General features: G+C 63.9%; 13 protein-coding genes and 1 tRNA gene. 9 read left to right on the plus strand and 5 right to left on the minus strand.

Annotation, left to right across the window (positions count from 1 at the left end):
• Positions 1–168: 168 nt before the first annotated feature.
• Together ACWHYV_RS01400 and ACWHYV_RS01405 are read right to left on the minus strand one after the other, a co-directional pair.
• A complete protein-coding gene (locus ACWHYV_RS01400) occupies positions 169–1,422 on the minus strand; it encodes an ABC transporter substrate-binding protein (protein ID WP_447978879.1) in 1,254 nt (417 codons plus the stop codon).
• Positions 1,423–1,573: 151 nt separating this feature from the next.
• The gene (locus tag ACWHYV_RS01405) at positions 1,574–2,653 is read right to left on the minus strand and encodes a HEAT repeat domain-containing protein (protein ID WP_447978880.1); all 1,080 of its coding nucleotides are present in this window, start codon (positions 2,651–2,653) and stop codon (positions 1,574–1,576) included.
• A 191-nt stretch (positions 2,654–2,844) separates the two neighbouring features.
• Here ACWHYV_RS01405 and ACWHYV_RS01410 point away from each other — a divergent pair.
• From ACWHYV_RS01410 to ACWHYV_RS01435, 6 genes are all read left to right on the plus strand, one after another.
• Positions 2,845–2,927 (plus strand) — tRNA-Leu (locus tag ACWHYV_RS01410).
• A gap of 84 nt (positions 2,928–3,011) precedes the next feature.
• Positions 3,012–4,325: a trigger factor gene (gene tig, locus ACWHYV_RS01415; protein ID WP_447978881.1), complete on the plus strand. Its 1,314-nt coding sequence runs from the start codon at positions 3,012–3,014 to the stop codon at positions 4,323–4,325.
• 121 nt (positions 4,326–4,446) lie between these two features.
• Complete coding sequence (clpP, locus tag ACWHYV_RS01420; RefSeq protein ID WP_447978882.1) at positions 4,447–5,079, plus strand: ATP-dependent Clp endopeptidase proteolytic subunit ClpP; 633 nt, start codon at positions 4,447–4,449, stop codon at positions 5,077–5,079.
• A gap of 8 nt (positions 5,080–5,087) precedes the next feature.
• Entirely contained in the window at positions 5,088–6,338 is a 1,251-nt protein-coding gene (gene clpX, locus ACWHYV_RS01425) for an ATP-dependent Clp protease ATP-binding subunit ClpX (protein ID WP_447978883.1), read from the plus strand.
• Positions 6,339–6,464: 126 nt separating this feature from the next.
• Positions 6,465–6,971 carry a TIGR02266 family protein gene (locus ACWHYV_RS01430; RefSeq protein ID WP_447978884.1) on the plus strand — a complete coding sequence of 169 codons (507 nt, stop codon included), beginning with the start codon at positions 6,465–6,467 and terminating at the stop codon, positions 6,969–6,971.
• Between the two features lie 73 nt (positions 6,972–7,044).
• Positions 7,045–7,575, plus strand: a complete 531-nt coding sequence (locus tag ACWHYV_RS01435) for a PilZ domain-containing protein (RefSeq protein ID WP_447978885.1) — start codon at positions 7,045–7,047, stop codon at positions 7,573–7,575.
• On the opposite strand, the gene ACWHYV_RS01440 is transcribed toward ACWHYV_RS01435, so the two are convergent.
• The 3 genes from ACWHYV_RS01440 to ACWHYV_RS01450 all read right to left on the minus strand — a co-directional run bounded on the left by ACWHYV_RS01440 (position 7,529) and on the right by ACWHYV_RS01450 (position 10,485).
• Positions 7,529–8,338, minus strand: coding sequence for a HEAT repeat domain-containing protein (locus tag ACWHYV_RS01440; protein ID WP_447978886.1), 810 nt, complete (start codon positions 8,336–8,338; stop codon positions 7,529–7,531). The two genes, ACWHYV_RS01435 and ACWHYV_RS01440, sit on opposite strands and share 47 nt — an antisense overlap.
• Positions 8,316–9,188 (minus strand): twin-arginine translocase TatA/TatE family subunit, encoded by an 873-nt coding sequence (tatA, locus tag ACWHYV_RS01445; protein WP_447978887.1) that lies wholly within the window; start codon positions 9,186–9,188, stop codon positions 8,316–8,318. Before tatA ends, ACWHYV_RS01440 begins: the two co-directional genes overlap by 23 nt.
• Positions 9,189–9,282: 94 nt before the next feature.
• Complete coding sequence (locus ACWHYV_RS01450; RefSeq protein WP_447978888.1) at positions 9,283–10,485, minus strand: M24 family metallopeptidase; 1,203 nt, start codon at positions 10,483–10,485, stop codon at positions 9,283–9,285.
• A 99-nt stretch (positions 10,486–10,584) separates the two neighbouring features.
• Here ACWHYV_RS01450 and ACWHYV_RS01455 point away from each other — a divergent pair, with 99 nt between their 5' ends.
• From ACWHYV_RS01455 to ACWHYV_RS01465, 3 genes are all read left to right on the plus strand, one after another.
• Positions 10,585–11,022 carry a hypothetical protein gene (locus tag ACWHYV_RS01455; protein WP_447978889.1) on the plus strand — a complete coding sequence of 146 codons (438 nt, stop codon included), beginning with the start codon at positions 10,585–10,587 and terminating at the stop codon, positions 11,020–11,022.
• A 199-nt stretch (positions 11,023–11,221) separates the two neighbouring features.
• On the plus strand, positions 11,222–11,653 hold the full coding sequence (locus ACWHYV_RS01460; protein ID WP_447978890.1) for a hypothetical protein: 432 nt from the start codon (positions 11,222–11,224) through the stop codon (positions 11,651–11,653).
• A gap of 7 nt (positions 11,654–11,660) precedes the next feature.
• A complete protein-coding gene (locus ACWHYV_RS01465) occupies positions 11,661–12,413 on the plus strand; it encodes a gamma-glutamyl-gamma-aminobutyrate hydrolase family protein (RefSeq protein ID WP_447978891.1) in 753 nt (250 codons plus the stop codon).
• Positions 12,414–12,467: the final 54 nt, after the last annotated feature.

Below are 12,467 nucleotides of genomic sequence, written 5' to 3' on the forward strand. Positions count from 1 at the left end.
CGCGGCTGCTCTCGGTGACGGTTCTGAACGGGCAGGCTTGAGCGTGAGGCAAGATCTTTCGGCTTCCAACCCCCCGCGGGTGGTCCCTGGCCTTGGCAGCCGTCGCCGACCAGAGACCCCGGCCGCGGTCGCACGCTGCTCACCCCGCTTCTTGTCGTGACCCCTTTCTCAGAGGACGCACGCGGTCTGGTGGCGTTCGCCGGCCACCGCATCACCCGCGACGGTGGCCAGGATTTGGTAGTGTCCCAGACCTAATTCCTTGCCGTAGGCCTGACCCACGAGCACGTCCTGGACGTGTTGATGATCCCACGATCTGAAAAACGAGCGTCCTTCTTTGAGCCCGTCGAACTCGTGCCCTTCCAAGGCCTTGACCACAGCACCCGTATCCGTCGTGCCCGCACGACGGACGGCCTCGAGGATCTGTGTGAGGGCGGCGTAGCCGAGGTAACATCGGGAAGTGGGTGTGTGATTGTATTTGTCGATGACGCCCTGGATGAATCGCCTCGAGCTTTCGGTGTTGATCTTCGGATCCCAGATGAGACCCCAGATGCCGGCGTTGTTGGCGTAACCGAGCGGTCGGCCGATCTGCTCCCCGCCGATCATCCCGCCTACCCCGATCTTCTCTTTGGCCAGCTCCAGCTTCGTGTAGGCTTTCAGGGCATTCACCAGGTCCCACCCGTACAGGTTGAGCACCAGCAGGGTTGGTTTGGCGGCTTTCGCCTCGCTCAAGGCGGCTGAGAAGTCCGTCGCGCCGAACGGCGTGACGGTCTCCCCGATGACCTCGGCGCTGTGCGCCGAGAGCGCTTCGGTCATCGCCTGCTTGGCGGACCTCCCGTCCATCGTGTCGGCCGTAATCATGAACACTTTGGTGCCATAGGCTTTGACGAGGTGCGGCGCCACTGTTCGAGACAGCATCCTCGCGTTCGGCATGAACACGAACGTGTGCGAGTTACAACGTGCCCCGCTCAATTCCGGAACATGGGCGCCCGTCACCATGAGCAACTTGTTTTCCTGGCGTGCCAACTCGGATACGGCCAGTGCCACCTCTCCGTTGAAAGTGCCCATGAGGAAATCGACATGGTCGTCCTTGATGAGCTTCGTGGCGGCCTTGACCCCGGTCTGCGGATTCGAAGCGTCGTCGGCTTCCAGCAGCGTTACGGGACGCCCGAGGACGCCACCGCGCTTATTGAACAGGTCCATCGCGACCGTCGCGCCGTGTACGTCGTGGACGGAAGAGGTCTTGTAAGGGCTCGAAAGCGGATCAATGATTCCGATCTTAATCGGATCGCCCTTGGGGGCCTCGGCGGCCGTGGCGAACCCGGATGTGGTGACAAACCGGCCGAGAGGCCACTGCCCGAGTGCCAGTGCGCCACTCGCAAGTGCGGACAGACCGAGAAACTGCCGTCGCGACAAAGCCCCCATACGTGCCTCCCTGTAAGCCTGGTTCGGCTAAGTATAACATCGCTACATGACTTTGCGCGGCGTTTCTTCGGCGGCGGGGGGAATGGCAGCCAGAGGGCGGGGCCGTGCGAGCCGTACGGCCCCGCGCCTCCGGTCGATCACCGGCGGGAACTCAGGGATTCTCGGATGACAGCTCCGTGTCGGTCATCTTCAGAGACCAGAACGCGGCCTCCCGCAGTTTCTTATAGGAGGGGTCTTCGGACCGTTTGCTCTGCAATTCACGGTCGAGCCGGTGCAGCGGCTCGATCGCACGCTTGTCGGGCACCTTGCCGATCGCCCAGACGACTTCGGTCCGGACCCCAATATCCAGGTCCGGCTTGAACAGCATGTCCAAGAGGGGCGGGATCACGCTCGCGTCGCCGTGCAAACCGCCCAGTTGCCCGAGGCCCTTGGCAGCCGCGGCCTGCAGTTCAGGATCCTTCGAGTTCTTCATCATCTCGACCAGGATGGGAATGGCCTCCCGGCCGGTGCTCCCGAGCGCCACCGCGGCTTGCTTGGCCAATTCCTTGTCCTTGAGCGCTTCCTTGAGCTTGGGGAAGGCTTCGTCGGCCTGCATCTCGCCCAGGAGCGAGATCACTTTCAGCTTGCGCATCTGGTTGGTGCCGGGGGCATCGAGCACTTTCAAGAGACGGTCGGCCTGTCCCCATTCGGCCGCCAACAGGAGCGGGAAATCATACTGCTGCAAGCGCTCATTCAATTTCTCGAGGGCAAAGGCGCCGGGGTCACCGGCGTGCGCTGCCTGTGCCGCTTCGACGGCGTCGGCAAACTCCGTCCGGACCTCTTTCTGCCATTTGATCTTCGTGCCACCCACGAAATAGTTCAGTTGGCAGGCCGGACCCTTCCAGATCCGCGATGGAGAGTCCGGCAAATCGGCGTCCCCTCCCATCGGGGTCGTTCCCTCCCACGTTTTGCGCTGCTCACACTTGACGCGCACCAGAACGTCATGCGGTTGGGCGGGGTCGGCTACGACCGTGTACCCGACTTCCTCCAGCCGACGCCGCATGGTCTCGGCGATCGCCGTCGCCGGCACCGACCCTTTATCGGTGATGGCGATGGCCTCGACCAGCACGGTCTGCGCCTTTGCCAGCTGTTCCTTCTGCTCGGGGGTAAAATATTCTCGATAGGCCCAACTCGTTCCGGTCCCGAGCCATACCCACAGCGCGAGCAGGGCCATCAGCACCACGTGCGTCATAGCCACCTCCTCTTCGGAATCATCCGCTCCACGGGTGTCCGACGACTCATACGAGTCAGTATACGACGGGCCTGGGTGATGTGCTACTGGAATCCCGTCCTCCTGTCTTGACAGCACCGGGGCGCACAGACTACAACCGTACGGGCACCACGCCTATCCGAACTGTTCCGATCCTACTCCAGAACCGGTGCGCGAGAGTGGCGGAACTGGCAGACGCGCGAGACTTAGGATCTCGTGGGAAACCGTGGGGGTTCAAGTCCCCCCTCTCGCACCAACCACTAGGTCGCCCGACGCGCCATCCCCATTGTTCGAGCTGTTCGAAGCTCAGTGACGACTTCCAGTTGATAGGATCATGACCATGAAACTCGAAGTGACCGAATTGGGACCCAGCAAACGCGCACTCAAGATCGAAGTGCCGCAGGATGAAGTGAATCGTGAGTTCGATCGCGCCTACTCGGAGCTCAATCGTCAGGTGCACATTCCCGGGTTCCGGCCCGGAAAGGCGCCGCTGGCGCTCCTCGAAAAGCGCTACGCGAAGGCCGTCGAAGAAGACCTGGTTCGGAAGCTCATTCCGGACTACTACGATCGTGCCGTCCGCGAGGCGGGCATCGTTCCCGTCATCGTGGAAGTGCCGCCCTTGGAGCGGATGAAGATCAAAAAAAACGCCCCCTTTTCCTTTACGGCCACGGTCGAGATCAAGCCGAAGATCGAGCTGCGGGACTACAAGGCTCCGAACCCCATCTCGCTGAAGCCCGACAAGCGCACCGTCACCGAGGAGCAGATCACGCGCGCGCTGGAGGCATTGCGCGAACAGCACGCTCCGTTGACCGCGGCTCCGACCGGCACGGCCCTGGCGGATGGGGACTACGCGGTGCTGGATGTCGAAGGGACGGTCAACGGCGAGCCGCTGGAGGGCGCGAAGAAGGAAGGCCATCTGCACAAGGTTGGAACCAAGGCACTCGTGTTGGGGGTGGAAGTCGATGGCGCGATCCTCGGCAAGGCGGAGGGGGAGACCGTCGAGATTCCCCAGCCCTACCCCGCCTCGCACCCCGATGCCCGGCTGGCCGGGCAGACCGTCGTGTTTCGGGTGTCCATCAAGGGCGTCAAGCAGAAAAAGCTGCCGGCGTTGGACGACGAGTTTGCCAAGGACTGCGGACCATACGCTTCACTCGAGGAGCTGAAGGCGAAGCTTCGGACCGAAATGGAAGCGGCCCTCAAGAGGGATATCGAAGAGTCCTACAAGGACCAGGTGCTGAAGCGCCTGGTCGACATGCATCACTTCGATCTTCCCGAGAGCCTGGTTGAGCGAGAGCTGGCCGGGATGGTCCGCCAACAGATCGAGACGCGCGCTCGACGTACCGGACTGGACGACCCGATGAAGCGCCAGGAGGAGGTCAAGCGTCTGCGCGAGGAGCTCCTCCCGGAAGCCAAACGGCGCGTCAAGGTCGGGCTCATCCTTGAAGCCATCGCGGAGAAAGAGGGCATCCGAGTCGAGGAAGCCGACGTCGTCGCCGAGCTCGAGCGCCTCGCCGCTCGGCTCCGGCTCTCGCCCGAGGACGTCAAGCGGATGGTGGAGGCAGGCGGACCCGACATGCGGGACGAGATCATCGGACGTATCCTGGCCGACAAGTCGCTGGACTACGTGTACCGCCATGCGGTGATCCAAGGGTGAGTCACCCGGCACGCGGAAACACAGCGTGGTGGACCGGCGTCGCCGCGCGTGCCGATCCTGAATATGGTAAGATTAGCGACGGTTTCGCCGACTTTTGATTACCACAGAAAGGATCGCGTCCATGTTAGTGCCCATTGTCATTGAGCAGACCAATCGGGGCGAAAGGGCCTACGATATCTATTCCCGTCTGCTCAAGGATCGCATCATCTTCTTGGGAGCACCGATCGACGACGTCTTCGCTAACCTCATCATCGCCCAGCTTCTTTTCCTCGAGGCCGAGGATCCGGAGAAGGATATCAATCTCTACATCAATTCTCCCGGTGGGAGCGTCACCGCGGGTCTGGGTATCTACGACACGATGCAGTACATCAAGCCGGCGATCAATACGATTTGCTTGGGCCAGGCGGCCAGCATGGGGGCGCTGCTGCTTGCGGCCGGTACGAAGGGGAAGCGTTATGCGCTGCCGAACGCGCGTGTGATGATCCACCAGCCCATGGGGGGCTTCCAGGGGCAGGCGACCGAGATCGATATCCACGCCCGCGAGATCCTGAAGATCCGTGAGCGGTTGAATGACATTCTCGCGAAGCATACGGGGCAGCCGCTGGAGAAAATCGCACAGGACACCGAGCGCGATTACTTCATGTCCGGCGAGGAAGCCAAGAAGTACGGCCTCATCGACGAGGTCATCACGCGGCCGCCGAAGGCGGCCAAAGAGCTGGCGAAGGAAGGCTCCAAGGACGGCAAGGAGAAGTAGGAGGCGGCATGCCCAAACAGGAAAAGGTCGACCGGCATCTGCGGTGTTCGTTCTGCGGGAAGAGCCGGGATGAGGTGAGGAAACTGATCGCCGGGCCGACGGTCTACATCTGCGATGAGTGCGTCAATTTGTGCAACGACATCATCGCCGAAGATTGGGAGGAGACGAAAGAAGAAATTTCCTCTAAGCTCCGGAAGCCATCCGAGATCAAACATCACCTCGATCAGTACGTCATCGGGCAGGACCGCGCGAAGAAAATCCTCTCCGTCGCCGTGCACAATCACTACAAACGGATCTCGGCCAGCGAGGTGGACGACGTCGAGCTGCAGAAGGGCAATATCCTGGTGATCGGGCCGACCGGCACCGGGAAAACCCTGCTGGCGCAAACGCTCGCTCGGTATCTCGACGTGCCGTTCACGCTCGCCGACGCCACGACGCTGACCGAGGCGGGCTACGTCGGCGAGGATGTCGAGAACATCATTCTGAAGCTGCTCCAGGCATCCGACTATGATGTCGAACGCGCCGAGCGGGGCATCGTCTACATCGATGAGATCGACAAGATCAGCCGAAAGAGCGACAGCCCGTCGATCACACGCGATGTCTCCGGAGAGGGGGTGCAGCAGGCGCTCCTGAAGCTCATCGAGGGCACCGTCGCCAACGTCCCGCCTCAGGGCGGTCGTAAGCATCCGCATCAGGAATTCATCCAGGTCGACACCAGCAACATCCTCTTCATCTGCGGCGGCGCCTTCGTCGGCCTCGACTCGATCGTCGAGCAGCGGCTCAATCAGAAGTCAATCGGCTTCGGAGCCGATGTCCGGGGCAGGAACGACCGCCGCCTGGGCGAGCTGCTCGCGCAGGTTCAGCCCGAGGATCTCCTCAAGTACGGCCTGATCCCCGAGTTCGTCGGACGGCTCCCGGTCATCGCCACGCTCGAGGAGCTCGATGAGAAGGCGCTGATCCGGATCCTCACCGAACCTCGGAATGCCTTGATCAAGCAGTACGAAAAGCTCATGTCGTTCGAGAAGGTGAAGCTGAAATTCACGGACGGGGCCTTGGGCGCAATCGCGCGCAAGGCCTACACGCAGAAGACCGGGGCGCGAGGGCTTCGCGCGATTCTTGAAGAAGTCATGCTGGACGTGATGTACGAAGTGCCCTCTCAGAAGCAGATCAAGGAAGTGATCGTGACGGAAGAGGTCATCCACGGCAAGAGCCAACCGATTCGGCTCTACGAGCAGGACAAGGAAATGAAGAGCGCGTAGCCGTCCCGCCGGCGCTCCGATCCGTCGCCATCGTCCCGGGGACTTGACGCAAGTCCCCGAAACGGCCCATTCCCCCTCGACATTCCGTATCGCTCGGCTATACTTCACAAGACGCGTGAGGAGCGGATGCGGCTGCCTGTCATCACCACATCAGGGCACAAAGGAAAGGCCTTGGAGCTGGACTGCGAACGTGAGCTGATCACCGTGCGCGGCCCGAAAGGAGAAAAACTCGGCTCCGTCACCTGGGGATTCATCATTGAGCAGGCCCGTACCGTGGCCGACCCCGAACGCCCCCCCGATCTGCGGGACCAGCCCCGTCTCAACCTCGTGCTCAAGGTGCGGTATACGACGGCCGGCGGGAAGACCGTGGAAAGCCGGGCCGGCGGCATCGGTGGCGGCGGTCTCTTCATCGAAAGTACGGCCCCCCTGGCCGTCGGCACCAGCATCGAGCTCGCGTTCACATTGCCCGATCGCCCTACCGAGTGGCTGGAGGCCAAAGGCACGGTGGCGTGGGTCTGTCCGAAGCCTGACCACTACACGTTTTCTCCGGGTATGGGGGTCCGGTTCACCGAGATCAGCTCGGAGGCCCGAGGCCGCATCGTCCAGCTCGTTCATTCTTTGAAGCGGGCCTGACAAGGGGCTAGGAGACGGCTTACATGAGCCGTGCGACGTACACCCGGCGTGATGCAGAGGCGGAGGAGCGCGTATGAGACTGCCGGTCACAGCGTCCGAAGTTCACCAGGGAAAGACCTTGGAACTGGATTGCGAGCAGGAGACCATGACCGTGCTCGATCAGGAGGGGCAGGCGCTCGGGACGGTGAGCTGGGATTCGCTGATCGAGTGGATCCGATCGTCGAGTCATGAGGACGGGTGCCGGCATGTGCGCGCGCATCCCCGCGCCCCGCTCGCGGTCAAGGTCCATTATACGACTCCCGAGGGTAAGCAGTTCGACGGCCTAACGGGGGGCATCGGCGGCGGCGGCCTCTTCATCGAGAGCAGCATGCCCTTACCGGTCGGCTCGGATTTGACCGTCGAATTCGCGCTGCCGGATCGCCCGCTCGAGCACATCAAGGCCAAGGGGAAGGTCTGCTGGGTTCGAAGCAAACCGGACCGGTTTACGCTCTACCCCGGGATGGGCATCCAATTTACCGACATCGACCCGCGGGCCAGGCAGCACGTCATGGACCTGGTCAAGTCCCTGATCCAGGTGCGCCAGGCGGCGCCAGCTGCGCGATAGCCCAGGAAGCCCACAGACGGACGATCGGCTGCGGATCGGCGGTCGCCCGTTCCAGGACGTGACGGACCCGCACCTCGCCGAATTTTCCCAGCCGAAACGCCGCCTCGCTCCGCACCCCCGCATCCTGATCGGAAGAGAGCCGCTCGGCAATCGGAGCGACGGCTCGCGGATCTCCGAGCTCCCCCAGCGCCGCGACCGCGGTCTGGCGAACCGGGGCTGCCTCATCCTCCAAGGCCCGTACCAGGGCGCCGTACGCCTCCGGCGTTTCCAACCAGACAAGCGCCTTGACAGCCGCCAGCCGGGACTGGGGCGGACCTTCCTCGAGAATCTTGACCACGGCCGCCGCGGCCGTGCCGGCCGAGGCGACTTGCCCAAGAGCCTGGGAGGCCGCTTCTCCGACCGCTGGATCCCGATCTGAGAGGAGCATGGTCAGGTGAGGGACTGCCGGTGCGGCGTCATCCGGTGGAAGCTGCCCGAGCGCCCAAGCGCTGAACCGTCGGACAAGCGGGTCCGAGTCGTGCAGCCGCTCGACCAGTGCCCCTGCTGCACGGCCGTCGCCGATCTTGCCGAGCGAGAGCGCCGCCGTTCGGCGATCCTCCGGCTCCGAATGGTTCAACATCGCGATGAGGCGTGGGACCTGCTCCGCTGGAGCAGGGGGTGGGCTCGCATAACATCCTGTGAGCCCGAGCAAGCCGCTCAGCAGAAGACGGAGACCATGAAGGGGAATGAGCGAGCGCGCCTCACCCTTGTTTTGGCGGCTCATCCGTGACGGCGGGGAGTTCTTTGGCGGCTTCGATCGACTGCTCGAGTTCCTTTTGGGCGGCATCCATTTCTGCCCGGATCGTTCGCATCTCGGGGTCGATCGCCTGGCGCACGTCGGCGGCGGCCTGGCGAAACGTGCGCAGCGTATCTCCGAGACTTTCCCCCAGGCTCTGCATGTCCTTGGGGGAGAGCCCTGTTTCGGTCTGCTGCTTTTTCTGCTGGGCGGCGCGCATCGCCGCCTGTTGCGCTTGGACCCGTGCGACCGCGTCCTTGTTCACGATCGCGGACGCACGCTTGGTGGCCGGCTTGGGCTGAGCACCGGGCGGTAAGGGAGGATAGACGCCGCGCGGTGACGGCGGCGGTGACGCCATCCGCTCCTCCATCGTGGGGGGAGCGGCTTGACCGGGCGCCCCCGGCTGGCGTGGAGCCGACGGTTCGGCTCCCGTCTCCTGCCTCGGTCCCGGTGCGGCTGCGGCCTGAACAGGTGTAGGTCGAGGCGGGTAGGTCTGAGGGGCGGCCGCGGCCATCAAGGCCGCTGTCGTGCCCGGCGTCAGCTCAGGCCCCGGCTGATAGGGTGCGGTCGGCTGCGGTTGAGATGCCGTGGCCGCCCCGCTCGACGCCGGAGGGCTTGCCGGGGACGCCGCGCTCGGCGTCGAGGCTACGGCCTCTCCCGCCGATGCCGCACCCGCCTCGGTTTCTACAGGAGGCGGGGCTTCGTGGACTTCTTTCTTGAAGCCCTTCAGGGCCTTCCCCAGACCCTCCCCGATTTGCGGCAGCCGGCCGGCGCCGAAAATGATCAGGATAATGGCCAGAATGAGGATGAGCTCTGAGAATCCGAGCGTTCCGAACATGTCGCCCTCGGTTGTCTGACTCTATCCGCTGCTTTCGAACCGTGTCAAGCCGGCAGCGAGCGCCCTGCCTGGATGGAGATCGAGCCGATAGCCGCTAGGCGAGAATCGGTACGATCTCCGTTTGCAGCGGCTGGCCGAAAATCTCCAAGCTCCGCTCGGTGACGTACACGTCCAGCTCGCTGCGGATACCGAATTCGCCCGGCAGGTAGATGCCGGGCTCGATCGAGAAGCAGGTGCGGGGAAGCAGGCGCCGGGCGTCCCGGGTTTCAAGGTTGTCGATATTGGCGCCGTTGCCGTGCACGTCTTCGCCGATCGAGTGGCCGGTACGGTGGAGGAAGCGGTCACCGAAACCGGCCCGTTCAATGACCCCGCGGCAGACGTCGTCCACCTCCCAGCCGCAGGGCAAGTCCTCCGAGGCCACGCGGGTACGGACGAACGACACCGCGGTGTCCCGCGCCGCGCGAACGATCTCGAACACGTCGCGATACCGGCCGGGAACCGTCTCCGCGACATAGCCCGTCCAGGTCATGTCGGCGTAGACGCTGCCCGCCTCCGGCCGCTTGGCCCAAAGATCGACCAGCACCAGCGAGCCCGCGCGGATCACCGACGAACCCTCCCGCGGAGGGCTGTAGTGCGGATCGGCGCTGTGGTCGTCGATCGCGGCGATCGGGGGGTGCGAGGTGATGAGCCCGTACGCATGGATCCGTGAAAGAATGAACTGCTGGAGATCGTACTCGGTCAACTCGGTTCGGTGGGCCTGCGCGTTCCGGACGTGCCTGAACGCCTCGTCGACGATGCGACGAAGCGCTTCCGCCGCGTCCCGGTGTGACGCCAACTGCCGCTCATCCCACACCGCTTCGAAGCGCTGCACGAGATCGGCCGAGCTCGCGACGTCCACGTGGAAGCTGCGGATCAATTCGATCGTGCCGGCGTCCACGCGGGCGATGTACGGAATCGCGTTCATCGGAGAATATTGCATCGCCACCCGCTTGGCGCCGCTCAGCATCCCCTGCAGCCGGTCGTGCTGCTCGCTCCACGAGACGTAACAGCGGCATTCGCCGGGAAGCAGGGCGAGCGTGTGGGGCTCGATCCGATGGAGCAGCTTCACGGGGGGGCCGAAGGCGGGGAGCCAATAGTACCAGCGCCGCGTACTGTGAAGGTCGGCGGGGAGGCACAGGACGCGATAGGCGAGCGGGTCGCTCCGCCGAAAATCGTAGAACAGCCACCCGTCCAGGTCGGTCGTCTCGCGAAGAATCCGCTGGATCTCGGTCACGCGCTGGTGGTGGGCGAGCGACATGTCGCATCTTAAGCTCCGGGCCGAACGCGCGTCAATTTCACGACGGTGGCGTCGGGGACCTCGGTCCCTGCGGCGGGTGCGTGCTACAATGCGCCGTCCATGCTCACCTCGCCTCCGCTCTATCGAGTGACGCTCTTCTATGGGCCCGACCCCGTGGAAGAGGATCCGTCTCGGGTGCTGTGCGTCTTCAACGTGAAGAAGCGAAGCTGGAAGGGAGGCGTGCAGGTCGCCGTAGAAGTGCACGAAGGCCAACTGAGCCGACTCCGGGTACGGCTGGGCTTCGATCCCTGGCTTCACGCTCTGCTCGCGAGCGTTCCCGAGGCGGAACGCGATCACTACGCGACACGAGCGCAGGAGAGCTTCGTGCAGGAAGTGAGCGCGGTCAAGCTCTCCCTCGCGTTGGAGTCCGACTTCCCACAGGAGAGCACGCGGCTCGATGCCGACCTCCTCGGCGACGAGCTGGAGCGGGCGGTGATGGAGGGAGAGGGCCGCATCAAAACCAAGGTCCGGGCTGACTTGGATCTCGGCGACGGTTGACTCGCATGGCGCGCGCCCGACCGCCCGGGCTCCTCTTCTCGACGTGACCAGATTGTCCTCCGGCCGTGCCGCCGCAATAAGGTTGCAAGGAACGTGAATTTGTTGTAATGACAAGCGCGCAGATTCGGTGCACCAACGCCAGACAATTGCGAAGGAGGACAGGGTGGGAACGTGTGGACGACAGGAGGGGAGGCACAGGATGGGGGCTCAGGCACGGTTGTTCCAGCTCGTGGCAGGAGTGGTCGTCGTTGCGTTCGTTCATCTGACCGTCGTAGGGCCGAGCTTGGCACAGCCGGCGGGAGGCGGCTCGAACGAACAGAGTGAGAATACCGGCGTTCAGTATGGTTTCGGCACGGCCAGCGTCTTTCTCAGCATTCCCTATGGACTGGGCAAATTTCTCTTCGCGACGCTCGGCGGGATCTTCGGCGGCTTCACCTATGCCTTCAGCGGCGGCAACGAAAAGGCGGCGAAATCCGTCTGGGATACGAGCATGCGCGGCACCTACGTCATCACGCCCGAGCACTTGAAGGGCGAGAAGAGCGTGCGCTTTTTCGGCGTGCCGGCGGAGTCGGAGGGCGCGACGCTGGAGCCGACGGCCGAGCCTGCGCCCCCACTGGAGCCGATGAAGTAACGATGGAATGAGGCCGATCATCGGGGTCACCCCCGATTTCAATGCCGGCGATCGGGAGGATATGGGCGGCCGCGAGCCGACCTATTTCCTCCGCGCGCGGTACGTTCGGGCGATTCAGGATGCCGGCGGCATCCCTCTGATCCTGCCCCTGACCGCCGACCGCCAGACGCGGCGGTCCCTGCTCGAGGACCTGCACGGGGTCCTGCTCACCGGAAGTGGGCCCGATCTTCCCCCCCGCCTCTATGGAGAGCGGCAGCGCTACCCGTTTCGAGTCGTCAGTCGGGACCGGTATGACTTCGAGTTGGAGATGGCGAGGCGGGCGGCCGAGGAGGAGGTCCCACTGCTCGGCATTTGCGGGGGTATGCAAGCGATGAACGTCGCCTTGGGGGGGACGCTCATTCAGGACATCGATTCGGAAACGGGGACGCCGCTGTCCCACCGCTCGCCGTCGCCCGCCACCCGCCTGTGCCACCGCGTCGAGGTCACGGCCGGCACCCTGCTCCACCGCATCAGCGGGCGGCGCGTGATCCGCGTGAACAGCTCTCACCATCAATCGGTGAAGCGAACGGCTCCGTCCCTGCTCGTGAGCGGTGTCGCCCCGGACGGGATCATCGAGGCCATCGAGCTTCGCGGTCACCCGTTCTTCCTCGGCGTTCAATGGCACCCTGAATTCCTGTATGAGCGCCATGAGCTGCACCGCCGGCTGTTTCACGCCTTTCTGAAGGCGGCCAAAACCCGAGCGGCCCGGGCCGACTCATGAGAGAGCACGAATCCGGCGGCTCGCCCACCGGCCTGGATGCCAGGGCTCCGAGCG

Source organism: Candidatus Nitrospira bockiana (genome assembly GCF_965152565.1).